We start from the raw sequence: 23,392 nt of genomic DNA, 5'->3' as shown, positions 1-23,392 counted from the left end.
GCATGGCTTGGCGCACGAGTCAAATTTTGTGTACTTTGTGTACACAATAGATATTGAGAGAAAATACAATTCAGCCCCGCCGGCACGCTGTCCCGGCTGACCGGGCAGCTTCTATGTCGACGTTTCCGCATTGCATTACATCTGGTTATGTGATGACGGCCGATTTGTGCCGTTGAACCATGTGAAGATGAAGCGGATGATTTGCCCATCCAATCATGAGGTAGAATTATGCTTCAGACCGTCGCTTCGTCGATTTCATCGCTTCTCGGTTCAAGGGCGGACGGCCATTCGCTTCCCGCCGGGCTCTACAGCCGCGAGGATGTTTTCGAGGCCGACGTCGACGTATTCTTTCGCAAACACTGGATCTGCATCGGTCTGGAATGCGATGTTCCAGAACCGGGAGACGCCAACGTTATCGATATTGGCAACAGCAGCCTCATCATTCTTCGCGGCGACGACAATCAGATCCGCGTCGTGCACAACGTATGCCGTCATCGCGGCTCGCGGATCCTTGACGCGGGATCGAGCGTGGTCTCCAAGCTCGTCTGTCCATACCACCAGTGGACCTACGAGCTTGACGGCGAACTCGCCTACGCGCCTCACATGGGCGCCGATTTCGACAAGAGCTGCAAGAGCCTCAGGCCGGTCAATTTCAAATCGATCGGTGGTCTCATTTACGCCTGCCTCTCCGACAATCCACCGGCCGACATCGACCGCCTTGAAGAGGTCATGACGGAACGGCTCGCGCCCTACGATATCCGCAACACAAAGGTGGCTTTTCAGGCTGACGTGGTCGAACACGGCAACTGGAAGCTGACGATGGAAAACAATCGCGAATGCTATCACTGCTCTGCGAACCATCCGGAGCTCTGCGTATCGTTCGTCGATCTGGATTTCGGATTCGATCCGGAAAGCCTGAGCCCGGAAGACCGGGAGCAGGCAGAACAGCATGAAGCTCTCTACGCAGAGAAAACCAAGAGCTGGGAGGCCTTCGGCTATCCTTCCGCCGCCGTCGAACAGCTCGTCGATTGCGAGACAAACTTCAGAACACAGCGGCTGATCATTTCGGGTGCCGGTGAATCGCAGACGCCTGACGCGACCGCGGCTTCGTCGAAGCTTCTCGGCACCATGACCAGGAAAGACCTGGGTGACACGCATCTGTGGGGACACAATAGCTGGAACCACTTCATGGGCGACCATGCGGTCGTTGCAATCGTCATCCCGCTTTCGGCTGACAAGACCCTCGTGCGCACGAAATGGCTTGTTCACAAGTATGCCGTGGAAGGCGTCGACTACGATCTCGAAAAGTTGACGAACGTTTGGGTTGCGACGACCGACCAGGACGCGGAGCTTGTCGCGCGATCTCACGCAGGCGTCCTCGACCCCGCCTATGTCCCGGGTCCCTACTCGCGCTTCTCCGAAACGAATCTCGACAAGTTCGCGACCTGGTACATCGACCGGATGCGAGCTCATGGATATTAAGACCTTGACGAGCGCTTCGAACGCGCCGACGGACGTCTGGGATCCAGAACTGGACGATACCCTTGTCTGTATCGACGTGCATCAAGAGACGCACGACGTGAAAAGCTTCACGTTCGCGTCTCCCCAGGGCAAACGGTTCGCGTTCCAGGCCGGTCAGTATTTTCTCTTCGACTTCCCACTTGGCGCAGATGCCGAACCCCGTTGCTACAGCATATCCTCCTCACCGCAGAGACCGAATGCCTTCACAGTCACCGTGAAGCGGGCGCCGGACGGACGGGTCTCCAACTGGCTGCACGACAATCTGAAGTCCGGTGCGACCGTGAAGGCGCAAGGTCCGCTTGGACATTTCATCCGTCCCTCCGGACGCGGCAAGAAGCTGCTGCTGTCAGGCGGATCTGGCATCACGCCTGTGATGTCGATTGTCCGTGATCTGGCCGACACCTGCGACCCGACAGACGTCGTGTTCATCCATGCTGCGAGGACGCCGCTCGACCTCATTTTCCGGGACGAGCTGTCCACGCTTACAACGAAGATGAAGGGGCTGAGGCTCCATTTTCTTCCGGAAAATCTCACGGGTGAACGCTGGTGGCCTGGCATCACGGGACGAATAACGCCCGAGTACATAACGATGGCGGTACCGGATATAGCCGAGAGGATCGTCATGTGCTGCGGCCCGGCGCCGTTCATGGCCGCGGCCAGGAAGATATCTGCCGACCTGGGGGTACCGACGTCGAACTACATTGAGGAAAGTTTCGACGCGGCCATGCCTGATGAATCCGAACTGCCTATCGGCGAGGCGGCGCCGGTCGTCGCGAAGACCTTCCAAGTGCAATTCCTGAAGCAGGCTCGTACCATCGAGGTTGCATCGGAACAGACGGTTCTCGGCTGTGCCAAGAAGGCTCGTCTGAGGCTTCCGTCATCGTGTGCCAATGGCGTTTGCGGAACGTGCAAGTCCAAGCTCGTCTCGGGATCAGTCGAGATGAAGCATAACGGCGGCATTCGCCAGAGGGAGGTCGATGCCGGTCTGTTCCTGCCTTGCTGTTCAAAGCCGCTGAGCGATCTGGTCATCGACCGCTGATCATCCCTGAATGACCGACACGCTCCTCGGGCTGACACGCGGCCGTTTATGCACGAACTGTGTTCGAGAGGATCCCGACCCAATGAATGAGAACGTCATCGCCCCAGGAGGCCCAGCGGGGTCGACCGTTTTCAAAGACGAAAGGAAGAAGGCCTATCTCAATCCAGAGGGAGCGGATCGGCCGCTCAAAAGTCCCCTTCCCTCCGCCACTCTGGATAGGGCTCGCCGATATCGACTCGGCAGACTGCGGGCCACGATGCAGGAATGGGACTGCGGCGCACTCCTTCTCTATGATCCCGTTAACATTCGATATGCGTTCGACTCATCGAACATGAGCATCTGGACCCGAGCTGGGCGCCCAGGGATGGATCGCTCACTTCACAGGCGTTTGGCCCCGCTATCTGAGGGAAGATGCAGGTCGCGACGTCGGAACGCCTCGATCAAGAACCCGCTTGCGTTTTGCGACCCGCGATATTCTGCGGAACGAACCGATAGTGGATTAAATCCATGACAACAGTCTCACTTTGCGTCCGATTGCGGTAGCCATGGCGGCGGTCGGCAGGAAACCTCAGGGACTGCCCTTGCTCGACCCGTCTCCACTCTTCCTCCACCAGCAATTCGATCTCCCCGCGCAGGACGGTCACATGCTCCACAACCCCGATGTCATGCGGCTCTGAGATACTCTCGAAGTCGGGCGCAAAGGTCAGTTCATAGAGTTCGAAGCCGAACCGGGTCTCATAAGGGAACAACAATGCGCGTTGCATGCCTTCCTCCGACGGGCGCACCCGGAGACAACTGGCGTCACGCAAAAGCAACACATCGCCTACTTCGCGATCTGGCTCAAGCAGGGTGGTCATCGGAACCCGCAAGCCCGTCGCGATCTTCCAAAGCGTCGCAACCGTCGGCGTGGATTCGCCACGCTCGATCTGGCCCAGCATCGCCTTGCTCACTCCAGTACGCTCTGCAGTCTTGTCGAGGCTCCATCCAAGGTCGTGCCTGATCGATTTCAGTAGATTCCCCGTGTCAACGGGACTGATGGACTTCATTTCTGACTGACCTCGCATTTGTGCGTTATAGCGCACACTTCGAACGTGCGCTATAACGCACAAATGCGCAACTGCAACAACAGCGTCGGAGGATGTCACATGCAGCCTGTCAGTGAAAGACCCGCAGCATCCCGGGAAGCCGGGCAACCAGACACCAGGCTCGACCTCGGGCGCATCTTTGAGGCGAGGGAACATATCTCACGGATGTTTCGCGACACGCCCCAATTCGGCTGCCCATCTCTTGGCAATCGTCTAGGCTGCGAACTCGTCATCAAACTTGAGACCGCAAACCCGATCCGATGCTTCAAGGGACGTGGGACCGAGGTCGTAATGTCCCGCCTCGCAAGAAGCGCTGATCGGAAGGCCGCGGTCTGCGCCAGCGCCGGCAATCTCGGGCAGGCACTCGCATATAGTGGGCGGGAACGCGGTATTGGCGTGACAGTGGTCGCCGCCACAAGCGCCAATGCCGCGAAGATCGATCATATTCGCCGGCTCGGAGCTGCCGTCGAACTTGTCGAGGGCGACATCGAGGACGCGCGAAAGCGCGCTCGCGAGATCGCGGCCAGCGGCAACGCTTTACTCGTCGAGGACAGCGAAAACCTCGACACCTGCGAAGGCGCGGGCACGATCGGGCTGGAGCTTGTCGAAGGGTTCGACCGCATCGACACGATGCTGCTCGCGCTCGGCGGCGGTGCGCTCGCCACCGGCGTTGGCCACGTTTTCAAGTGCCTGTCGCCCGCAACGGAGGTGGTGTGCATCCAGCCGAGCGGGGCGCCCGCCATGGCCCTGTCCTGGCGGGCGCGATCGGTCGTCACCACCGATCGCACCGATACCATCGCCGACGGTGTCGCCGGCCGGTTCCCAATCGCGGCGGTCCTTCAGGACCTGCTCGCCGTCGCCAATCACGTGCCGCTGGTTGAGGAGGCAAGCATCAAGGCAGGCATGCGCCTGCTCCATCGGCACGCCGGCCTCGTGGTCGAGCCATCGGCCGCCCTTGGCGTTGCCGCGATCCTGGAAGAACCCTCGCGATACTGCGGCAAGCGTGTGGTCACGGTGATCTGCGGGTCGAACGTACTGCCCGAGGCGTTTTCGGCGTGGACACAGGACTAGGGTAAAGCGCAACCGCTTCCAGTGAAGGATCGTGATGACGATCGGGTTGAGCGCCGATGTCCGGACCGACAGGTGTCCGTTACGCGCAATCACCACATCTTGCATTCATCGGCGGCTGCCATCGTCCGATCGGCCAAATCGCTCGAACGCAAGCCTCTCCTTTTCGTTGAAGCTCTTGTCGTCAGGTGTATTCGTCCTTGAGGAACGTCAGACTCTCGCCCACCTGGGCAGGTGTGAGCGACGAGGTGCTGTCTGAGGCCGACGGGTCGCGAAGAACGCGGACGTCATCAGGAAGCAGAGGAGGCGATGAGATTTCTCCCGGCTTACATCTGAATCGCCTTCATATCGCACCTGGTCAGCGACGGCGCTCAATGCTGAGAGTGAGTTTCTTATGCTGGCGCGACATCGAGATCACGAGGTTGCTTTATCGCTCGGGCCTGCCTCTATACTCATGACAAGCTTGCGCAGCAGGGCGGCCAGAGCCGCGCGCTCTTCGACATCCAAACCTTCCAGGAACAAGAGTTCACTGGCCATATCCGCGCGAAACGCCTTTTCGGCTAGCGCGATGCCCGTTGCGGTCAGGCAAACGACAACACTTCGCCCGTCGTGGGCCGATTTCTCGCGCACAATCAGACCAGCCTTTTCCAGCCGATCAAGGCGGTGCGTCAGTCCGCCGGAAGACAGCATAAGCGTCGTATACATTGCCGTCGGCGTCAGCTGGTAGGGTGGTCCAGATCTGCGCAGGGTCGCGATGACGTCGAACTCGCCGCGATCGAGACCGAACTTGGCAAAGGTCTCCTCGATGGAGGGCGCCACCAGATTTGTTAGCCGTTTCGCGCGTCCCAAAATCGCCATCGGCTCGGTGTCGAGGTCCGGCAATTCGCAGGCCCATTGCGCGCGGAGCCGGTCGACATGGTCTTCGACAGCGCCCTCCTTTGAGCCGCGGTTGTTGTCTGGCGCCACCCGCATGATCCTCGTTTGCTTCGTCGTGCCCCACATTTGCGTGGTGCTGTTCCATACACCATGGGGCCCCAGCCGCAAAGATATCTTTGTGCGAAGATATTTATCTTGACGAGAAGATAGTTTGACAATATGTCTTCTTGTGAAGATAACTGCGAACAGTTGGAGGAGATCAGGATGTTTTCGGTTTATCGCTATCAGCATCCCGAACCCGGCACGAGCCGTACTGTCCGCTTCGAAGGTCGTCACTTCGGCAGCGAGGTATCGGTTTTTATCGTGGACGCGGATCCGGGCCGCGGCCCGGCGCTGCATGTTCATCCCTATGCCGAGACCTGGGTGGTTCGAAAGGGGGAGGCCGAGTTCACGGTTGGCAATGATAAGACGCGCGGCTCTGCCGGCGACATCATTGTTGGCCCGGCCAACGTTCCTCATCGTTTCGAAAATGTCGGCACCGGCCGGCTGGAGATCGTCTGCATCCATCCGAGCCAGACGTTCGAGCAGACCTTTGTTTAAGCCATCTCTGAGAGCAAGATAATGACTAAAATGATCTTTCTGAACCTGCCGGTGAAGGATCTGGCAACCGCGACGGCTTTCTACGAGGCCATCGGCTGCGTCAAGAACGAGCAGTTCTCCAATGAAAATGCGAGCTCGATGGTGTGGTCAGAAACGATCACGTTCCAGCTTCTGCAACATGGCTATTATCAGACGTTCACAGCAAAGCCGATCGCTGACGCGCACGCGACGAGCGGTATGCTGATCGCTCTGTCTCGCGACAGCCGCGAGGAGGTCGATGCCATGGTGGAGGCCGCCGCCAGATCAGGCGGCCAGGCGGATGTCCGCGAGCCGCAGGATTTGGGATTCATGTACCTGCGCAGCTTTGCTGATCCGGACGGACACGTTTTCGAACCGGCTTACATGGATATGGGCAGCGCCAGTTGAAATCGGAGGGTTACCTGAGCTTCAACAGCCATCGGCAGACCTAGATTTTCTTATGCCTAAGGCGAGATTTTGTCGTTTGCTCAAGGCGCGGACGACGGCCTATACAGTGTCGCGCCTGCGGGCGGCCGCGTGTGCCTTGGCGGTACTGCGTGTGACCGCAGCTGCAGGCCCGTCACACCGCGCAGGCCCGCTTCCGGGAGTGCGGGCGGCCCCATTGAAGCGAGGATACCAGGAGCTATGAGGACAATATCCAGCAGGACATATGCGGTTTGCGCCGGTGCCTGTTTTTCCCTTTTCGGCGCCTTTCTTGCCTGCCGTGCAGAGGCAGACGTTATTGAAGGCAGGATCAGGCCCGTGGTCGACCGGACCGTCAAGGCGTTGATGACCGAAAACGGCGTAGCCGGCATGGCGGTGGGCATCTCTGTTGATGGCCGCCGGTTTATTTTCAACTATGGTCTCGCCGACAAGGAAAAGGCAACCCCCGTCACCGCTGACACGCTGTTCGAGATCGGCTCCGTCAGCAAAACCTTTACCGCCACGCTCGGCGCCTATGCTGAGGCCAAAGGAGCGCTCGCCTTCTCCGATGCTGCGAGCGAGCATATGCGGGAGCTGGCAGGCAGCGCCTTCGATCATATCACCGTGCTCGAACTGGGTACCTATACGGCGGGAGGTCTGCCGCTGCAGTTTCCCGACGAGGTCGTCAACAACAGCACGCTCACGCGTTATTTCCGCGGATGGCGCCCTGGCTATGAACCCGGCACGTATCGCGTTTACTCCAATCCCAGCATTGGTCTGTTCGGAACCCTCGCAGCTGCGAGCCTCAGAAAGCCCTTCCCCGAGCTCATGGAGGGCACCCTCTTTCCTGCACTTGGTCTCACCAACAGCTATATCCGAATCCCAGAGGCGGAAATGGGAGATTACGCCTTCGGCTACAACAAGCAAAACAATCCCGTGCGAGTGAGCCCGGGAGCGCTCGATGCACAGGCCTACGGGGTCAAGACGACTGCGGCCGACCTGTTGCGCTTCGTCGAGGCGAATATAGATCCCTCTGGGCTTGAACCTTCGCTGCAGAAAGCGATTGGCGCAACCCAGACCGGCTACTATCGGATAGGCGATACGTTCCAGTCCCTGGGGTGGGAGCTCTATGCCTGGCCGGCAGGACTGGATACACTCCTCGCTGGCAACTCATCCGACATGGCGATGAAGCCTCACGCGGTGGCCCCGCTCGTGCCGCCACAAAAGCCAGCCCAGGACGTGTTTTTCAATAAGACGGGTTCCACCGGTGGCTTTGGAGCCTATGCCGCGTTCGTGCCAACGCGCCGGATCGGCGTAATACTGCTTGCCAACCGTAACTATCCCATCCCTGAGCGGGTTAAGGCCGCCTACTCGATCCTCGGGATGCTCGAAGCCGTATCGCAGGACGAGAGGCATCGGTGAGTTGACCGATGCCTCGCGAAGAGAAAGGAGTGGCGGGCGGCCGGCTGCCTCGAACCGAGTGCCGGTGTTCAGGCGCCGCCCCGTCGGCAGGATCAGTAGACAACCACGCCGCGGATGCTTTGACCGGAATGCATGAGTTCGAAGCCCTTGTTGATGTCTTCGAGCGGCATCGTATGGGTGATCATCGGATCGATCTCAATCTTGCCTTCCATGTACCAGTCGACGATCTTCGGCACGTCGGTGCGGCCACGCGCGCCACCAAAGGCGGTGCCCATCCAGCTACGGCCGGTGACCAGCTGGAACGGGCGGGTGGAGATTTCCTGGCCGGCACCGGCCACCCCGATGACGACCGACTTGCCCCAGCCGCGATGGCTGGCTTCCAGCGCCTGGCGCATCACCTTGGTGTTGCCGGTGCAGTCGAAGGTGTAGTCGGCGCCGCCGATCTGGTCGGCGCCGCGCTTCGTCATGTTGACGAGATAGGGCACGATGTCGTCGCCGACCTCCTTCGGATTGACGAAATGCGTCATGCCAAACTTTTCGCCCCACACCTTGCGGTCATTGTTGATGTCGACACCGATGATCATGTCGGCGCCGGCAAGCTTCAGGCCCTGGATGACGTTGAGGCCGATGCCGCCGAGGCCAAAGACGATCGCCGTTGCGCCGATCTCCACCTTGGCGGTGTTGATGACGGCGCCGATGCCGGTGGTGACGCCGCAGCCGATGTAGCAGATCTTGTCGAAGGGGGCGTCCGCATTGACCTTGGCAACGGCGATCTCGGGCAGCACCGTGTAATTGGCAAAGGTCGAGCAGCCCATGTAGTGATGGATCTTGTCCTTGCCGATCGAAAAGCGCGACGTGCCGTCCGGCATCAGGCCCTGGCCCTGGGTGGCGCGGATCGCCGTGCAGAGATTGGTCTTGCGCGACAGGCAGGACGGGCATTCACGGCATTCCGGCGTATAGAGCGGAATGACGTGGTCGCCCTTCTTGACCGAAGTGACGCCCGGTCCGACATCGACGACGATGCCGGCACCCTCATGGCCGAGGATTGCCGGAAACAGGCCCTCCGGATCGGCGCCAGACAGCGTGAAATCGTCCGTGTGGCAGATGCCGGTCGCCTTGACCTCGATCAGAACCTCGCCGGCCCGCGGGCCTTCCAGCTGCACGGTCATGACTTCCAGCGGTTTTCCAGCCTGAACGGCAATGGCAGCGCGCACATCCATGGGTTTGCTTCCTTCCTGATTTCGTTTCGCAATTCACATATTCGGTAAATCATCGCGTCGATCAAAGAGACGTGTCTTCGACGTGGCACCAGACTGCCAATAAGGGCTCAGCAGTGCATCGCATCGCGAACTTCTTGCCAGCTTCATTGAAGAAGACGGTCCCTGCAGTGGCACGGAACCAATTGCTGTCGTCGAGGCAAACTTCGCCACCGGACAGAAGCAAGAATACACGTGAATGGAATTGCACGTGATCTGGAAAACGGCTGTAAGGGGCCATCAAGGTCAGTCCGAGGCGCACGTCACTGCGTTCCTCAAGGCCGTGAGGTCCGACGACGATCGCATGAGCGTGAGATTGCTCGAACCTGAGGCTTGCAAATGGGCCGGTCCGGCCGCTTCGCCAGGACAGTTGCTCGTTCAATTCCGCCAAGCCTGTTGCGCCGCCAGCAAACCGGGGCAGAGAGGCATGCAGATTAGAGAGAGCGCGGTCAAAATGCTCAGGTTTCAACGGTGTGGCGGTATCGATGCGTCTGGCCACACCCCTTTTTTCGAGCCTCTGGTATATTTTGCCCGCAATGTAACTTGCCATGACAGGAGCCTGGGACGACAAGAGGGCGTCGCCAATTGCGTTGAGAACCTCCTGCAAAGCTCGGGGACGAAAACCTCCGCCAAGCACGGAGACCTGTCGTCGTATTGGCGCGCTGTCGTCATTGAGTAGCAGGTCCGCGCTCCGCTTGAGTGGTGTCGAGACTTGCGACATGTTTTTCTCCGCCGTGGATGAAACCGGACTGCGACTGAGGCAGCACGTTCATGGATTAGATCGGCGCGCCTGTTAACACGGAAATAACAGCGATCAAATTGAACTCTGCAGTTCCGGCAGGGCCTCGAAGAGATCGGCGACGAGGCCGTAGTCTGCGACCTGGAAGATCGGGGCCTCCTCGTCCTTGTTGATGGCGACGATGACCTTCGAGTCCTTCATGCCGGCAAGGTGCTGGATGGCACCGGAAATGCCGCAGGCGATGTAGAGTTCCGGGGCGACGACCTTGCCGGTCTGGCCGACCTGCCAGTCGTTCGGCGCATAGCCGGCATCGACGGCCGCACGGCTTGCGCCGACGGCGGCTCCCAGCTTGTCGGCGAGCGGCAGGATGACTTGCCTGAACTTCTCGGCCGAGCCGAGTGCGCGGCCGCCGGAGATGATGATCTTTGCCGACGTCAGCTCCGGGCGGTCGGAAGCCGACAGCGCGTCCTTGACGAAGGTCGAAAGACCCGGATCGGAAACGGCCGGGATTGCCTCGACCGGAGCCGAACCGCCGGTCTCGGCAACAGCGAAGGAGGCGGTGCGCACGGTGATGACTTGTCTGGCGTCGGTTGCCTGCACCGTCTGGATGGCGTTGCCGGCATAGATCGGCCGCTTGAAGGTGTCGGGCGCGACGACTTCGATGATTTCCGACACCTGCGCCACGTCGAGAAGGGCTGCAACGCGCGGAGCGACGTTCTTGCCGGTCGAGGTCGCAGCCGCAATGATCGTGTCGTAGCTGCCGGCGAGCGAAACGATCAGGTCGGCCAGCGGCTCGGCCAGATTGTTGGCAAGCGTGTCGCTTTCGGCCAGCAGCACCTTGGAAACGCCGGAAAGCTTGGCAGCGGCATCGGCGGCAGCCTTGGCACCCTTGCCGGCAACCAGCACGGTGACATCGCCGCCGATCTGGCGAGCAGCGGTCAGCGCCTTGGCGGTCTGGTCGGAAAGGCTTGCATTGTCGTGGTCAGCCAGAAGCAGAATGGCCATGGTCGTATTTCCTTTCTCGCCTTAGAGGACGCCGGCTTCGTTCTTGAGTTTCTCGACGAGCTCGGCGACCGACTTGACCTTGACGCCCGCCTTGCGGCCACTTGGCTCTTCGGTCTTCAGCACCTTCAGGCGCGGAGCGGTGGAAACGCCGAAGTCGGAAGGCGCTTGTCTGTCGAGCGGCTTCTTCTTCGCCTTCATGATGTTCGGCAGCGAAGCATAGCGTGGTTCGTTCAAGCGCAGGTCGGTGGTGACGACGGCCGGCAGCTTGATGTCGATCGTCTGCAAGCCGCCATCGACTTCGCGGGTGACGGTCGCTTTACCGTCGGTAATCTCGATCTTCGAGGCGAAGGTTGCCTGGGCAGAGCCCAAGAGCGCGGCGAGCATCTGGCCGGTCTGATTGCTGTCGTCGTCGATCGCCTGCTTGCCGACGATGATCAGGCCCGGCTTCTCGGCGTCTGCCACGCCCTTGAGGATCTTGGCAACGGCAAGCGGCTCGAGCGTCTCGTCGGTCTCGACCAGGATCGCCCGGTCGGCACCCATGGCAAGCGCCGTCCTCAGCGTCTCTTCGGCCTTGGCCGGACCGATCGACACGACGACCACTTCCGCAGCCTTGCCGGCTTCCTTCAGCCGCAGCGCCTCTTCCACCGAGATCTCGTCGAACGGGTTCATCGACATCTTGACGTTGGCAAGCTCGACGCCCGTGCCATCCGGCTTGACGCGGATCTTCACATTGTAATCAACCACCCGCTTCACGGGGACGAGAATTTTCATGGGGTCCTTCCTTTTTCACGTCATCTCCGGCCGCTTGAGCGCGGAGAATATTTGAAGAATTGAGCCGTGCGAGCATGGCGCATGGGTGACTGATCAGATGCTGCAAACGCCGTATCCACAAACCATCCAGGCTTCGACTGCCCCTGCCCGACGTCACTGCGTGAAGGTTGGCTGTCCGACATGTCGGACCGCCTTTTCGTCAGATATCCTTGGCGATCCGCAACCCATCGTAGATGGCAGCATGGGTGTTGCGAGCGGCCACAGCATCACCGATCCGGAAGAGCTGGAATTTCCCTTCAGGATTGCGCACGACAGTCTGGGGTTCGCCGGCGACCAATTGCTGCTGCGAAATTTCGCCGAGATTGGTGGAAAAGGGTTTCAGCTCGAAATAAAGTTCATCGAGCGGGATTGTCCCATGGTTGATGACGACCTGGTCGACCGTGCGCTGCTTCGCAACACCGCCGTAATCGCTGCCGACATGGGCAATGAGGTGATTGCCGTCCTTTTCGACCGCTTCAAGCCTGAAGGTCACGGTGAAGGTGACGTCGAGGTTCTGCAGCGAACGCATATAGGGCACGAGGTTCATCGCCATGACTTCCGGGGCGAAGGAACGGTCAGGTGTCATGATTTCCACCTTGGCGCCCGCCGTGGCAATGAACTCGGCAGCCTGCAGCCCTGCGTGGTCGCCCGCGTCATCGAAGATAAGAACGTTCGTTCCTGGTTTCACGTCACCTGAAATGATGTCCCAGGCCGAGACGACCAGTTCATTACCCGTGGAGAGGACGTCTGTATGCGGTATGCCACCGGTGGCAATGATCACCACGTCGGGCCTTTCCGCCTCCACCGTGTCGGCTTCCGCCCAGGTGTTGAAACGGAAGACCACACCGTACTTCTCGCACTGGTTCATCCGCCAGTCGATGATGCTGATCATTTCCCTGCGGCGCTCGCTTTGGGCCGTCAAGCGGATTTGGCCGCCGGGATCGTTGGCCGCCTCGAATACGACGACGTCATGGCCGCGCTCGGCTGCAACCCTTGCGGCTTCCAGCCCCCCCGGGCCTGCGCCGACGACAACAACTTTCTTACGAACGTCCGCCTTTTTGACCACATGCGGCATCGTCAGCTCGCGGCCGGTCGCGGCATTGTGGATGCAATAGGCCGCCCCACCCTGGTAAATGCGGTCCAAACAGTAGTTGGCGCCGACGCAGGGACGGATGTCCTCTTCGCGCTTCTCCATGATTTTGCGAACGATGTGCGGGTCCGTCATATGAGCGCGGGTCATGCCGATCATATCGACCTTGCCCGACGCAATCGCATGGCGGGCAGTTGCAACATCCGGGATTTTGGCCGCGTGGAAGGTGGGGAAATCCGTCGCGGCGCGAATCTCACCCGCAAAATCGAGATGCGGGGAGTTCGCCATACCCTGGATCGGGATGACATCTGTAAGGCCGGCGTCGGTGTCGATATGACCGCGGATCACATTCAAGTAGTCAATAAGGCCGCTTTCTTTGAGGCGCTTGGAAATTTCGAGGCCGTCAGCCTTGCCGGTGCCGCCGGGAAGACATTCATCAGCGGTGTAGCGTATTCCCAGAATGAAGTCCTCTCCGACCCGTTTCCGGATCGCCTTCAGAACATCCAGACAGAAACGCATGCGATTGTCGAGCGAACCACCGTAAGGACCTTCGAGTTCGTTTGTCAGCGGGGACGCGAACTGGTCAAGCAGGTGTCCATAGGCCTCCAGTTCGACGCCATCCATGCCCCCGGCCTTCATGCGTTCTGCAGCGTCGGCAAAGTCCTTTATGATGCGCTCGATGTCCCAATCTTCGATCTTCTTGGGGAAAGCCCGGTGTGAGGCCTCGCGCTGATGCGACGGTGCGACAACGGGAAGCCAGTCGCCCTTGTCCCAGCGCGTGCGACGGCCGAGGTGCGTGAGCTGGATCATGATCGCCGCCCCTTCCTCATGGACCGCATCGGTCATTGCCTTCAGCCACGGCACGATCTCGTCCTTGTAGGCGAGCAGGTTGTTGAAGACGGGCGGGCTGTCTTTCGAAACAGCCGCAGAGCCGGCCGTCATCGTCATGGCGACACCGCCCTTTGCCCTTTCAACGGTGTAGGCGAGATAGCGCTCCTTGGGCATACCATCTTCAGGGTATGCCGGCTCGTGCGACGTTACGATGATGCGGTTGCGAAGCTTCAGGTGCTTGAGCTGATAAGGCTGAAGGAGAGGATCGTTCGACATCTGTCGGGCTCCGGACTAGGACAGTTGTGCTAGACGCTATGCGGAAATGTACATACGTGTCAACAGACAAAACACTAAAGTCGTTTTTGTCGACATAGGTGTTCATTTTTCTTGTGTCGGGTTTCGTTTTTTGTTAGGAGGTCAATCATGGAGCAGGCTTTGAACGATACCGGTTGGCGCGGATCGCAGGAGGGATGGCTGGAAGCGGCCTACGAATCTCTGCTGGAGTCGGGCGTTGATTCAGTGAAAATTCTCCCCTTGGCCAAGAAACTCAACCTTTCTCGGACGAGCTTCTATTGGTTCTTCAAGGATCGCGAAGAATTGCTTGCCGGCCTGATTGCGCGCTGGCGAGAGAAAAACACAGGAAACATAATAAAGCAGAGCGAAGCCTACGCGGAATCACTTGCCGAGGCCATGCTTAACGTTTTTGATTGCTGGCTCGATCAGAACTTGTTTGACTCCAAGTTCGAATTTGCAGTGCGCAGTTGGGCGCTGCAATCGGAAGAGATTCTTTTCGAGGTCCAAAAGGCAGATCAAGTTCGGCTTGAGGCGCTCAAGCGAATGTTCGTGCGCTTTGGATACGAGGAAACACCAGCCGACGTCCGAGCCCGGACGACCTATCTCGTTCAGATCGGCTACATCTCGATGCAGTCCCGCGAAGAGGTCGCGGTGCGAATGAAGCGTATTCCCGAATATATCGCGATCTACACCGGCCAGATACCCCAGCAAAGAGAGCTTGACCGCTTCTTTGCCAGGCATGGCCATAAACCGAAATGAGAAGAATCGGATGCAGGACTCAATAAGGATCGGCGTGATTGGTGGCGGAGGGTGGCTTGGGAAAACCCTTGCCAGCGCAATACTCAACAAGGGCGTTGTTGAGCACGAAGGACTGACACTCTCCTATCGGCATGAGAGGCCCGCGTCTTTTCCGAACGTTCACTGCACGCAAGACAACCAGGAGCCGTCTCTGTCGGTCGACGCCCACGGCAAACTCGTCATCTCTGTCATGGCGGGCATCCGCCTGGACCAGCTTGCGGCACATCATCAAACGGGCCGCGTTGTCCGCGCCCTACCCAATGCCGCGGCTGAAGTTAGCAGATCCTATACGCCCTGGATTGCATCAGGTGACATGGACGAGGCCGATCGAAGCATCGCACGTCGTATCTTTCGTGCTTTTGGCGTTGAAGACGAAGTGAATTGCGAAAGCGATATTGACTATTTGACCGGCTTGTCCGGGTCCGCGTTTCCGGCGCTGTTTGCCACGGCCTTCCCCCAGATATTGCACGGCGCGCCGTGAACACCGTGCTGATAGGGGCCGGGGCCCTGCTTGAGCATCAAGATCACTGTCCGAACAACGTCGTCAATTCGTTTCTCGACTATCGGGGTACGACCGCAGCGGCGATCGAGGCGATGCGCGCTTTTGGCCTGGAAGCCACCGTTTCGGAAGGACTTTCGGCAGCATTCAAAAAATCGGTGAGTATGGGAGACGCCTCCTGACGACCGCATGAGCGGGCTAACGCAGCGCCCCGCTTCAAAAAGCGCCGCTCAACAAAGGGAACGATAATGAACAAACTCCTTGCATCAACATGCCTGATGTTCGGCCTTCTCGGCGGAACATCGCTTGTCAGCGCCGCAGAATGTGGAAGCGTGACGATCGCCAGCATGAACTGGCAAAGCGCAGAGGTTCTTTCAAACCTCGACAAGATTGTTCTGAATGAAGGCTATGGATGTAGTGCCGACATCACCGTTGGTGACACGGTTCCGACCATCACTTCGATGGCGGAGAAGGGCCAGCCGGATATCGCGCCCGAAGCTTGGATCGACCTTCTCCCGGATGTCGTGAAGAAAGGAACGGAAGAAGGTCAGATCATTCAAGTGGGCTCCCCTCTTCCCGATGGCGGCGTTCAAGGCTGGTGGATTCCCAAGTATCTTGCCGAGGCTCATCCCGACCTCAAGACGATCCCCGACATGCTGAAACACCCCGAACTTGTCCCCGATGCGGAGGATAAGAAGAAGGGCGCGATTTTCAACGGCCCCCAGGGTTGGGGAGGAACGATCGTCACTTCGCAGCTCTACAAGGCTTTCGACGCTGACAAGGCGGGCTTCACCCTTGTTGACACTGGTTCGGCTGCCGGCCTCGATGGGGCGATTGCAAAAGCCTATGAGCGCCAGCAGGGCTTTGCGACATATTACTGGGCTCCCACTGCGCTTCTGGGCAAGTATGAGATGGTAAAGCTGGATGCCGGTGTGCCCCATGATGCGGCCGAGTGGAAGCGCTGCAACACCGTGGCCGATTGCCCTGATCCGAAGCCGAACGCCTGGCCTGTCGACAAGGTCGTAACCCTGGTGGCGAAACCATTCTCGGAAAAGGTCGGTCCTGAGGTCATGAGCTATCTCGAAAAGCGCTCCTGGAGCAACGACACGGTCGGCAAGCTGATGGCCTGGATGACTGAAAATCAAGCGTCCGGCGAAGATGGTGCGAAACACTTCCTGAAAGAAAACAAGGGCCTCTGGACCAAGTGGGTCTCGCCTGAAGCAGCAGAGAAAATCGAAGCTTCTCTGTAGATCCTTTGTGCGGTGCGTATCCATGCGCACCGCACACGTAAACGCCGAAAATAAGAAGAATTTGGCCGGCTCTTTTTAAGAAAAGGGGAACCGCATGGAATGGTTTTACAAATTCCCGCACATGGATGATGACGCTCTTCGCAATCTCAAGAAGGCGATAGACGACGGATTTAGATCGTTCACCCGCGCTTACGGTGAAGGTATCGAAACCATGTTCTCGCCGCTGCAGCACTTCCTGATGGCCGCAGAGCGTTTCATGACGCAGACGCCATGGCCGATTATTACGCTGATGATTTTAGCCATCGCGTGGGCCGGCAGCCGAAGCGTCAAGGTGGTCTTGGGCTGTCTTCTGACATTGCTGGCAATCGGCTACCTCGACATGTGGGACGACACCATGCGGACCATCTCGATGATCCTCGTCTGCACCATCTTGTCCATCGCGATCGGAATTCCGATTGGAATCCTCATGTCGCGGTCGGACCGGGTCCAGAGAGTGATCAATCCACTCCTTGACGTGATGCAGACGATGCCCAGCTTCGTATACCTGATACCTGTGGTCATGCTGCTTGGCATCGGACGCGTGCCAGGACTTATCGCAGTCGTTATCTATGCGATACCTCCGATGATCCGATTGACCAACCTTGGCATCCGCCTCGTTGACAAGGATGTCCTGGAGGCGGCCGATGCTTTTGGCTCCTCAAGCTGGCAAAAGCTGAGAAATGTTCAACTCCCTCTGGCGCTCCCGACGATCATGGCCGGAATCAACCAGACGATCATGATGGCGCTTGCCATGGTGGTTATCGCCTCGATGATCGGGGTGCAGGGCCTAGGTCAGCCTGTTCTCAAGGCCATCGCCAATCAGTATTTTACATTGGGGATCTTCAATGGACTCGCCATCGTGGGCATCGCAATCATCTTCGACCGGGTCAGCCAGGCATACGGACACCGCCTGCAGAAGCACCGGGAGGTGGTCCATGGTTGATAAAAAACGCTTCGAAGGGATAAAAATACGCAACCTTTACAAGATCTTCGGGCCTAACGGCGCTGCCTATGTCGACGCCGTCCGGAACGGTCTGAGCAAAGCCGAACTGAACGAAAAGCACGGGCACGTGCTTGGTCTGAAAGATATCAACATCGAGATGCCGGCTGGTTGCATTCAGGTGATCATGGGCCTGTCGGGCTCCGGGAAATCCACGCTGATCAGGCATATCAACCGTTTGATCGATCCGACCGCAGGCGAGGTCCTGGTGAAGGGTGTCGACGTAGTCAAGATGAACCCCGCAGAACTGCAGGAGTTTCGTCGCCACCAGACGGCAATGGTGTTTCAGAAATTTGCGCTGCTTCCGCATCGCAACGTGCTTGAAAACGCGATCTACGGATTGGAAGTCCAAGGTGTCCCTCGCGCCAAAGGCGTCGAGACCGCCATGCAATGGATCGAGCGCGTCGGACTGAAGGGATTCGAACAGAAATATCCCAATCAGCTTTCAGGTGGCATGCAGCAACGCGTTGGCCTTGCCCGCGCGCTCGCCAACGACGCGCCGGTCCTGCTGATGGACGAAGCTTACTCGGCACTCGATCCGCTGATCAGGATGGACATGCAGACCGTCCTGCTGGACCTGCAAAAGGAGATCAAAAAGACGATCGTATTCATCACTCACGATCTCGATGAGGCCCTCCGCCTGGGTGACCAGATAGCCATTCTGCGGGACGGCGAGGTCATTCAGCAAGGCACCAGCCAGGACATCGTCCTTAGACCGGCCGACGAATACATCGCCAACTTCGTGAAGGAGGTCAATCGGGGACGGGTCATCCACGTGGATGCGGTTATGACGCCGGCCGAACCCGGACACCGGCTGAACGGCACGAACATAGCATCGGGAACGACAATCGAAGATGCAATGAGGATATTGACCGATCGACGCGCGGATGAGGACGCCGCCGTGACGGATTCGACGGGAGCGGCCGTCGGCACCCTTAACCTTCGACAACTGGCCTTGGCGATCGTCACTCCTCATTGAACTGGCCGCGCCGGACGGCGCGGCCCCAAATAGCGCAGATTGAAGGCCTTGAACAAAGACGCCTACCTCGGAACGGACCATCATCTTCGTCGCGAATTGCACGACGAGTTGCATGCTCGACCTTCGCTCTACTTCGATAGCGATACCAACGTTTGGTACGTCGCGATCGCTGGCGGAAAGCCGCCTTCTCCGACGGCCATCGAATCCATGAACGATCTGACGCGAAGTCCTGACGGCAGGCGTGGCATCAGAAAAACAGCACCGGTCGTCTGAAATGTGAAATCACGCTGAATTCGTAACCTTGACCTACGCAGAGAGCGTGTACCGCCTCTGGACGATATGGATCAGGTGACGCCACGGATGTGGACGCGGGAGAATTCGTCGCCGGCTTCATTCACGATCTCAGCCATCAGCATCGTAATATTGATTTATAGAACTGGCGGCCACAGCGGCATGGCTACTGCGCCGCCTGCATCTCCCACTGCGGCCATCGCTTCAGTGCTTCCCGTCCGTCATCCGTCAAGCCGTAGACGCCTCTGTCGAGCCGCTCAAACCACCCGTAGACATTGGAAAGCAGGATCTTCCCGGCCTCCGGTACACCACGCCTGATATCCCGCACACGCAGGGGGCCGGATGCCAATGCGGCTGCGCAGCCGAGCGCCTGCTGGCGATATGCCGTCATGACCGGCGTGCGCGTGCTGCCGCCGAGGGCTGGATCGCCGCGCCGTTCCTGATGCTCGCGCATCAGTCTTGAACGTCGCTTCGGATTGGTCCGCGGCATCGGTGATACTGAGCCGACGATGATGCTGACGTCGCCGGCATCTGAAATGCCGAGCATGCCGATGCCGAGCCTGCGGCAGAGATCGCGAAAGCGCTTATCTGCCTCGCGGCCTTTGCCCTTGCGCGAAACTCGGGCCGCGATCCAGACCTCGTCCGAAACGGCGGCCCGGTCGACGGCCTGCAGGATGAGCTCGAGATTGAAGCTCATCTTTAGTTCGCAGACCACGACAACAGGCGGATCGTCATCGCTCACGCCCACGAGATCGCAGCCGCCGACTTCACCCTTGACGACGTATCCTGCCTTTTCCAGAAAGCCTTTGACCGGCTGATAAAGCGAAGTTTCCATTGGCCTGCGGATCAAAACGGAGAATCGTTCGATAAGCTACATCGATTTGCCAGCGCGGACACCACATCTAATGCCAGCGCTCCGATTGGTTAGGCAAAGGACTATGCACCTCGACGAGCTCCGCTGATCGCATCGATAAAAGCAGCGGCGAGCAGTTCAGCAGCACAGAATCGCCGAATTCATGCGCGCGGTAGCCGCACGCGGTGAGCGCTGCGGAGGCCTTGGCGAGCAAGTTATCATCGGCGAAGGCGCGCAGGAGCTCGAAGTGGCTTTCGCCGGGCTGGTGGACGCCCGTGAGAATCGCATCGACCACGCGAAGCGCAGTGTCCCGCGCTATGCGCCCTGTCGCAATGCCATTTCCGGCGCGCACGCTGCCATCGGGATTAACGGTTGCCTCGAGCGCGCGCACGACGCTCGTGCCGATCGCGATGATGCGGCTGCCGCGGAGCTTTGCCCGCGCGACCTGCGCTGCGGTGCGCTCAGAGATGCAATATGGCTCATCGAAGGGAAGGCGCGAGTCGAGCGCCGGATCGCCGGTGGAAGAAACGCCCGCGGCATGCGTGAGTGTTGCGAAGCCAACGTCGCGCCGGCGCCAGGCGTTGAGCGTGCGCCAGTCGAGCGCGAAGCCTGCCGACGGCGCCTCGAACGCGAACGGCCGGGCGGCAATCTTCGTCCAAACATCCCACAATGCCAACGGCTCAGGAACATTCGCGTATTGGATTGGCCGGCCGTGCTGCGCCATTCCTGCAAGCACCGCTGCGCGGTTGCCTGAAAAGCACAGCTCGAGTAGTCGAGGATGGTCGAGAAGACGCTCGACGACCCCTTCAAGTGGGCCGAGCCGGAGGCGGTGGCCTGCTGCCAGCGTCGGCGGAGGCAACCGGTCTTCCGTGCGCGTGCGGTGATCGCCCGAGCCGAAGGCAATCGCCACGAAGCGGGTGGGACCGGGAAGTGATAGCCAGCCTGCCAGGCGGATCTCGATCGCCTTGCCCGTTGGGACATGCGTGCCGTGCAAGCTAGCAGGCAAGGTTGCGGCGTCATTGGCGACGACCAGATCGCCGGGATTGAAAAGCGTCGCGAGCCCGACGCGCGGCAGATCCCGCATCGTGCCGTCCGCCTCGACGACGAGCAGCCTGGCGGAGTGCCGATCGGGGCGGTCGGCGGCGATCATGCATGTTCTCCGGCGTGAAGCCCAGCCCAGACCGGCAACGCGTCGAGCATCTTTTCAATGATCTCGGCAGCGGCCAGTTCGGGACGCTTCAATGCCGATGGATCGGCGTCAGGAACCGCCAGCGCGTGTAGCGTGGTGTCCATATCGCCGGGGTCGAGCGCGAGGATCCTTATACCATCGTCTTTCGCCTCCTCGTCCCAGATCGCCGTCAAATGGGCAAGAGCGGCCTTGCTCGCACCATACGCGCCCCAGCCGGGATAGGCAGTCACCGCCGCGTCGCTGGAGATGTTGACCACCACCGCGCCGCGGCCCTCGCGAGCGGACGCGGCAAGCGCGCCGAACAGGGCTTTCGTCAGCCGGAACGCGCCGAGGAGGTTGACTGCAAGCGCTGCTTCCAGCTCCTCACACTCTGTATCGGCCAGAAGCGCCAGAGGGACAGGACCGAGGTTCGACGCATTGTTGATCAGGACGTCGACTCCGCCAAGGATGGCGTTGACCTGCATGGCCATCGGGTAAATGTCGTCCTTCTTGCCGATATCGGCGACAATGCCGTGCGCGCCAGTCTCGTCTGCTATGCGTTCGACATTCGCTGCGGTGCGGGCGACGAAGGCGACGCGCGCACCCCTTTCGGCAAGCTGCCGCACAAGCGCCAGTCCGAGGCCAGACGTGCCGCCGGTGACGGCCACACGCAGTCCCTGAAGATCGATATTCGTCTGCATAGCCGGTGCTCCTTCAATCCGCAAAGGTATTTGCTACAAGTTCAAGTTAACTTGAAGTCAAGCGAGAATCGTGCTCTCGTTTATGCATGGATTCGATGCTGACCATCACAGAAGTGTCGCGTCGTAGCGGCGTCGCCTCGTCAGCCCTGCGTTTTTACGAGGAGCGTGGGCTGATAGCGTCCGAGCGGGCCGGGTCGGGGCATAGGCGCTATCACCGGTCCGTGTTGCGCCGGATCGCCTTCGTCATTTTCGCGCAGCGCATTGGGTTGACGCTTGAGGAGATCGGCGCCGAGCTCGCCAAGTTGCCAGCCGAACGCGTGCCCTCGCGTCGGGATTGGTCGCGATTGTCGGGGGAGTGGGCAAAGCGCATCGACCAGCGCATAGCCGAGTTGCAGCGCCTGCGGACCGGGCTTACCGAGTGCATCGGCTGTGGCTGCCTGTCGATCGACCGCTGTAGCCTGGCCAACCCTGCTGATGTAGCAGGACGCAAGGGGCCGGGGCCGAGGTATTGGACAGGATGAACTGCTCTCCGGCAGGAGGATGACGATCTCAGCGCCTTCGACCGCTCTTATATTGCGCGTCGCCCTGACCAAGCATGGTGGCAGGCATTGTTTCGGCTCCCCTCCGCGATTCAGCACAAAAAGGTTGACCCCGCCGATATCCGGCGACGGTCTGGAAGTACTGCAGAAACAGAAAAAACAGCGGGGTCGCGATCGGCGCACCGGTCGCGGCCCCGCTTTAGGTCGAGGGTTTAGGGAGATTGCACGTCGCATCCAGGTATCGACTCGGTCCTGATTCACAGCGAGGCATCCAACGGCTTCAGCGGTCGTGGGCATCATTCCGTCACGAGTCCAATGCGCTGTTTACGTGCAACGAGTCGAACCTCCGGGCGTTCGTCGGGGAAATTCATGACGTCGAGGAGCAGCGCAGTGTCGATAGGCTTTAGCCAAACCTTGTAGATTGCGGCCGGCGCAGGCAACTCCTCATCATCATTCCCCACCTAGCAAACGGTATGGCTAGGAACGTCACCAGCTTTCTTTCAAATAGCTCAAATATTCCAGAGCAGCAGTCGAAAGGCGATCGATACTTCCACACCGCAGGGCATGTTTTCCTTGCAAGTGCTCGGCGCTGTCGCCCAGCTCGAGCGCGCCCTTATTGCGGAGCGCACGAAGGCCGATATGAAGGCCGCCAAGGCAGGCTGGCCGACTTGCCGGCAACCCCGGCCCTCGCGAACGTCGCCCGGAGGCAATCCGTGCCGTTTCAGCGGCTCGCGAACGAGCCTACCTGAACGAACTGATCTCGTCGGCGCAGACATGACTGCCCACCGTACGGCCGCAGCACAGTTGGGACAATGTCATGCGAATCCTCAATAGCCGAGGTCACGACTGGACGGCCGAACGACTTCACCGGGCGATCCATCGGATGGTACGCGAAAAGCTTGTGGAACCAGAACTGCTTGCCCGGTCGCCGCGGCGGCCCCCTGAGGCTCATCTGATGAAACTGGTCGCCGGGATCGCAATTGCCGATCCTGATCTTTCGTTGCGCGACATTGCAGCTCAGTTGGACCAGATGCGTGGGCCGCCGGCGCGTGGGGGCCGTAAATGGCAACCGTCCTCCGTCAGGGCCCTCCTGGACGAGGCCCGTCTGCCTGAAGCTTGTCAGCCCGTTGCTTCAACGAAGGAGCCCTTCGATAGTGAAATTCGATTGGACCCACCACCCTAAGAGCATCCCGTCGCC

General features: G+C 59.5%; 22 protein-coding genes and 3 pseudogenes. 15 read left to right on the top strand and 10 right to left on the bottom strand.

Going from position 1 to position 23,392, the window contains the following annotated elements; all coding sequences use genetic code 11:
* Positions 1 to 228 precede the first annotated feature (228 nt).
* The 3 genes and pseudogenes from ISN39_RS24770 to ISN39_RS36730 form a co-directional block, all read left to right on the top strand.
* Complete coding sequence (locus tag ISN39_RS24770) at positions 229 to 1,482, top strand: aromatic ring-hydroxylating dioxygenase subunit alpha (protein ID WP_194730853.1); 1,254 nt, start codon at positions 229 to 231, stop codon at positions 1,480 to 1,482.
* On the top strand, positions 1,472 to 2,560 hold the full coding sequence (locus tag ISN39_RS24765) for a hybrid-cluster NAD(P)-dependent oxidoreductase (protein ID WP_194730852.1): 1,089 nt from the start codon (positions 1,472 to 1,474) through the stop codon (positions 2,558 to 2,560). Before ISN39_RS24770 ends, ISN39_RS24765 begins: the two co-directional genes overlap by 11 nt.
* 82 nt (positions 2,561 to 2,642) lie before the next feature.
* Positions 2,643 to 2,906: pseudogene (locus ISN39_RS36730) on the top strand (hypothetical protein); the annotation flags it as partial.
* 94 nt (positions 2,907 to 3,000) lie between these two features.
* Here the strand turns inward: ISN39_RS36730 and ISN39_RS24760 are convergent.
* Positions 3,001 to 3,606: an XRE family transcriptional regulator gene (locus tag ISN39_RS24760; RefSeq protein ID WP_194730851.1), complete on the bottom strand. Its 606-nt coding sequence runs from the start codon at positions 3,604 to 3,606 to the stop codon at positions 3,001 to 3,003.
* A gap of 204 nt (positions 3,607 to 3,810) precedes the next feature.
* Between ISN39_RS24760 and ISN39_RS24755 the strand changes: the two genes are divergently transcribed.
* Positions 3,811 to 4,716, top strand: coding sequence for a pyridoxal-phosphate dependent enzyme (locus ISN39_RS24755; protein ID WP_246763500.1), 906 nt, complete (start codon positions 3,811 to 3,813; stop codon positions 4,714 to 4,716).
* 411 nt (positions 4,717 to 5,127) lie between these two features.
* On the opposite strand, the gene ISN39_RS24750 is transcribed toward ISN39_RS24755, so the two are convergent.
* Positions 5,128 to 5,679 carry a MarR family transcriptional regulator gene (locus ISN39_RS24750; protein WP_246763419.1) on the bottom strand — a complete coding sequence of 184 codons (552 nt, stop codon included), beginning with the start codon at positions 5,677 to 5,679 and terminating at the stop codon, positions 5,128 to 5,130.
* 174 nt (positions 5,680 to 5,853) lie between these two features.
* On the opposite strand from ISN39_RS24750, the gene ISN39_RS24745 reads away from it, so the two are divergent.
* The 3 genes from ISN39_RS24745 to ampC all read left to right on the top strand — a co-directional run bounded on the left by ISN39_RS24745 (position 5,854) and on the right by ampC (position 8,052).
* Positions 5,854 to 6,189, top strand: coding sequence for a cupin domain-containing protein (locus ISN39_RS24745; RefSeq protein WP_194730849.1), 336 nt, complete (start codon positions 5,854 to 5,856; stop codon positions 6,187 to 6,189).
* A 21-nt stretch (positions 6,190 to 6,210) separates the two neighbouring features.
* Positions 6,211 to 6,615: a VOC family protein gene (locus ISN39_RS24740; RefSeq protein ID WP_194730848.1), complete on the top strand. Its 405-nt coding sequence runs from the start codon at positions 6,211 to 6,213 to the stop codon at positions 6,613 to 6,615.
* Between the two features lie 354 nt (positions 6,616 to 6,969).
* Positions 6,970 to 8,052, top strand: a complete 1,083-nt coding sequence (gene ampC / locus ISN39_RS24735; RefSeq protein WP_246763418.1) for a class C beta-lactamase — start codon at positions 6,970 to 6,972, stop codon at positions 8,050 to 8,052.
* Between the two features lie 92 nt (positions 8,053 to 8,144).
* Here ampC and ISN39_RS24730 read toward each other — a convergent pair whose 3' ends face one another.
* The 5 genes from ISN39_RS24730 to ISN39_RS24710 all read right to left on the bottom strand — a co-directional run bounded on the left by ISN39_RS24730 (position 8,145) and on the right by ISN39_RS24710 (position 14,059).
* Positions 8,145 to 9,272 (bottom strand): S-(hydroxymethyl)glutathione dehydrogenase/class III alcohol dehydrogenase, encoded by a 1,128-nt coding sequence (locus ISN39_RS24730; protein WP_194730846.1) that lies wholly within the window; start codon positions 9,270 to 9,272, stop codon positions 8,145 to 8,147.
* Between the two features lie 61 nt (positions 9,273 to 9,333).
* On the bottom strand, positions 9,334 to 10,029 hold the full coding sequence (locus ISN39_RS24725; protein ID WP_074072299.1) for a dimethylsulfonioproprionate lyase family protein: 696 nt from the start codon (positions 10,027 to 10,029) through the stop codon (positions 9,334 to 9,336).
* A 93-nt stretch (positions 10,030 to 10,122) separates the two neighbouring features.
* Positions 10,123 to 11,052: an electron transfer flavoprotein subunit alpha/FixB family protein gene (locus tag ISN39_RS24720; protein ID WP_194730845.1), complete on the bottom strand. Its 930-nt coding sequence runs from the start codon at positions 11,050 to 11,052 to the stop codon at positions 10,123 to 10,125.
* Between the two features lie 21 nt (positions 11,053 to 11,073).
* On the bottom strand, positions 11,074 to 11,823 hold the full coding sequence (locus ISN39_RS24715; RefSeq protein WP_194730844.1) for an electron transfer flavoprotein subunit beta/FixA family protein: 750 nt from the start codon (positions 11,821 to 11,823) through the stop codon (positions 11,074 to 11,076).
* Positions 11,824 to 12,022: 199 nt separating this feature from the next.
* Positions 12,023 to 14,059 (bottom strand): NADH:flavin oxidoreductase, encoded by a 2,037-nt coding sequence (locus tag ISN39_RS24710; protein WP_194730843.1) that lies wholly within the window; start codon positions 14,057 to 14,059, stop codon positions 12,023 to 12,025.
* A 147-nt stretch (positions 14,060 to 14,206) separates the two neighbouring features.
* Between ISN39_RS24710 and ISN39_RS24705 the strand changes: the two genes are divergently transcribed.
* The 6 genes and pseudogenes from ISN39_RS24705 (at position 14,207) to ISN39_RS24680 (ending at position 18,915) form a co-directional block, all read left to right on the top strand.
* Entirely contained in the window at positions 14,207 to 14,836 is a 630-nt protein-coding gene (locus tag ISN39_RS24705; RefSeq protein ID WP_194730842.1) for a TetR/AcrR family transcriptional regulator, read from the top strand.
* Between the two features lie 10 nt (positions 14,837 to 14,846).
* Positions 14,847 to 15,556: pseudogene (locus ISN39_RS24700) on the top strand (pyrroline-5-carboxylate reductase dimerization domain-containing protein).
* A gap of 66 nt (positions 15,557 to 15,622) precedes the next feature.
* Positions 15,623 to 16,624, top strand: coding sequence for an ABC transporter substrate-binding protein (locus ISN39_RS24695; RefSeq protein WP_194730841.1), 1,002 nt, complete (start codon positions 15,623 to 15,625; stop codon positions 16,622 to 16,624).
* A 94-nt stretch (positions 16,625 to 16,718) separates the two neighbouring features.
* Complete coding sequence (locus ISN39_RS24690; RefSeq protein WP_194730840.1) at positions 16,719 to 17,606, top strand: proline/glycine betaine ABC transporter permease; 888 nt, start codon at positions 16,719 to 16,721, stop codon at positions 17,604 to 17,606.
* Positions 17,599 to 18,642, top strand: coding sequence for a glycine betaine/L-proline ABC transporter ATP-binding protein (locus ISN39_RS24685; RefSeq protein WP_194730839.1), 1,044 nt, complete (start codon positions 17,599 to 17,601; stop codon positions 18,640 to 18,642). Before ISN39_RS24690 ends, ISN39_RS24685 begins: the two co-directional genes overlap by 8 nt.
* 39 nt (positions 18,643 to 18,681) lie before the next feature.
* Positions 18,682 to 18,915, top strand: coding sequence for a DUF3422 family protein (locus tag ISN39_RS24680; protein ID WP_348651988.1), 234 nt, complete (start codon positions 18,682 to 18,684; stop codon positions 18,913 to 18,915).
* Between the two features lie 184 nt (positions 18,916 to 19,099).
* Here ISN39_RS24680 and ISN39_RS24675 read toward each other — a convergent pair whose 3' ends face one another.
* The 3 genes from ISN39_RS24675 to ISN39_RS24665 form a co-directional block, all read right to left on the bottom strand.
* The gene (locus tag ISN39_RS24675) at positions 19,100 to 19,768 is read right to left on the bottom strand and encodes a DUF2161 domain-containing phosphodiesterase (protein WP_074072308.1); all 669 of its coding nucleotides are present in this window, start codon (positions 19,766 to 19,768) and stop codon (positions 19,100 to 19,102) included.
* 67 nt (positions 19,769 to 19,835) lie between these two features.
* Positions 19,836 to 20,936: an S-adenosylmethionine:tRNA ribosyltransferase-isomerase gene (locus tag ISN39_RS24670; protein WP_194730837.1), complete on the bottom strand. Its 1,101-nt coding sequence runs from the start codon at positions 20,934 to 20,936 to the stop codon at positions 19,836 to 19,838.
* On the bottom strand, positions 20,933 to 21,655 hold the full coding sequence (locus tag ISN39_RS24665) for an SDR family oxidoreductase (RefSeq protein WP_194730836.1): 723 nt from the start codon (positions 21,653 to 21,655) through the stop codon (positions 20,933 to 20,935). The genes ISN39_RS24670 and ISN39_RS24665 overlap by 4 nt, the downstream gene beginning before the upstream one ends.
* A gap of 86 nt (positions 21,656 to 21,741) precedes the next feature.
* Between ISN39_RS24665 and soxR the strand changes: the two genes are divergently transcribed.
* Both soxR and ISN39_RS24655 read left to right on the top strand, forming a co-directional pair.
* Complete coding sequence (gene soxR / locus ISN39_RS24660) at positions 21,742 to 22,176, top strand: redox-sensitive transcriptional activator SoxR (RefSeq protein WP_194730835.1); 435 nt, start codon at positions 21,742 to 21,744, stop codon at positions 22,174 to 22,176.
* A gap of 558 nt (positions 22,177 to 22,734) precedes the next feature.
* Positions 22,735 to 23,377, top strand: a pseudogene (locus tag ISN39_RS24655) (recombinase family protein); the annotation flags it as partial.
* Positions 23,378 to 23,392 lie beyond the last annotated feature (15 nt).

The sequence above is a fragment of the Rhizobium sp. 007 genome (genome assembly GCF_015353075.1).
GTDB lineage: Bacteria > Pseudomonadota > Alphaproteobacteria > Rhizobiales > Rhizobiaceae > Rhizobium.
The sequence above is the reverse complement of the archived record's forward strand: the minus strand, read 5'-3'. Positions and strand labels throughout refer to the sequence as shown.

Coding starts and splice junctions, on each gene's coding strand:
- ISN39_RS24770 (WP_194730853.1), top strand. CDS start 229: ATGCTTCAGACCGTCGCTTCGTCGATTTCATCGCTTCTCGGTTCAAGG.
- ISN39_RS24765 (WP_194730852.1), top strand. CDS start 1,472: ATGGATATTAAGACCTTGACGAGCGCTTCGAACGCGCCGACGGACGTC.
- ISN39_RS24760 (WP_194730851.1), bottom strand. CDS start 3,606: ATGAAGTCCATCAGTCCCGTTGACACGGGGAATCTACTGAAATCGATC.
- ISN39_RS24755 (WP_246763500.1), top strand. CDS start 3,811: ATGTTTCGCGACACGCCCCAATTCGGCTGCCCATCTCTTGGCAATCGT.
- ISN39_RS24745 (WP_194730849.1), top strand. CDS start 5,854: ATGTTTTCGGTTTATCGCTATCAGCATCCCGAACCCGGCACGAGCCGT.
- ISN39_RS24740 (WP_194730848.1), top strand. CDS start 6,211: ATGACTAAAATGATCTTTCTGAACCTGCCGGTGAAGGATCTGGCAACC.
- ISN39_RS24730 (WP_194730846.1), bottom strand. CDS start 9,272: ATGGATGTGCGCGCTGCCATTGCCGTTCAGGCTGGAAAACCGCTGGAA.
- ISN39_RS24725 (WP_074072299.1), bottom strand. CDS start 10,029: ATGTCGCAAGTCTCGACACCACTCAAGCGGAGCGCGGACCTGCTACTC.
- ISN39_RS24720 (WP_194730845.1), bottom strand. CDS start 11,052: ATGGCCATTCTGCTTCTGGCTGACCACGACAATGCAAGCCTTTCCGAC.
- ISN39_RS24715 (WP_194730844.1), bottom strand. CDS start 11,823: ATGAAAATTCTCGTCCCCGTGAAGCGGGTGGTTGATTACAATGTGAAG.
- ISN39_RS24710 (WP_194730843.1), bottom strand. CDS start 14,059: ATGTCGAACGATCCTCTCCTTCAGCCTTATCAGCTCAAGCACCTGAAG.
- ISN39_RS24705 (WP_194730842.1), top strand. CDS start 14,207: ATGGAGCAGGCTTTGAACGATACCGGTTGGCGCGGATCGCAGGAGGGA.
- ISN39_RS24695 (WP_194730841.1), top strand. CDS start 15,623: ATGAACAAACTCCTTGCATCAACATGCCTGATGTTCGGCCTTCTCGGC.
- ISN39_RS24690 (WP_194730840.1), top strand. CDS start 16,719: ATGGAATGGTTTTACAAATTCCCGCACATGGATGATGACGCTCTTCGC.
- ISN39_RS24685 (WP_194730839.1), top strand. CDS start 17,599: ATGGTTGATAAAAAACGCTTCGAAGGGATAAAAATACGCAACCTTTAC.
- ISN39_RS24675 (WP_074072308.1), bottom strand. CDS start 19,768: ATGGAAACTTCGCTTTATCAGCCGGTCAAAGGCTTTCTGGAAAAGGCA.
- ISN39_RS24670 (WP_194730837.1), bottom strand. CDS start 20,936: ATGATCGCCGCCGACCGCCCCGATCGGCACTCCGCCAGGCTGCTCGTC.
- ISN39_RS24665 (WP_194730836.1), bottom strand. CDS start 21,655: ATGCAGACGAATATCGATCTTCAGGGACTGCGTGTGGCCGTCACCGGC.
- soxR (WP_194730835.1), top strand. CDS start 21,742: ATGGATTCGATGCTGACCATCACAGAAGTGTCGCGTCGTAGCGGCGTC.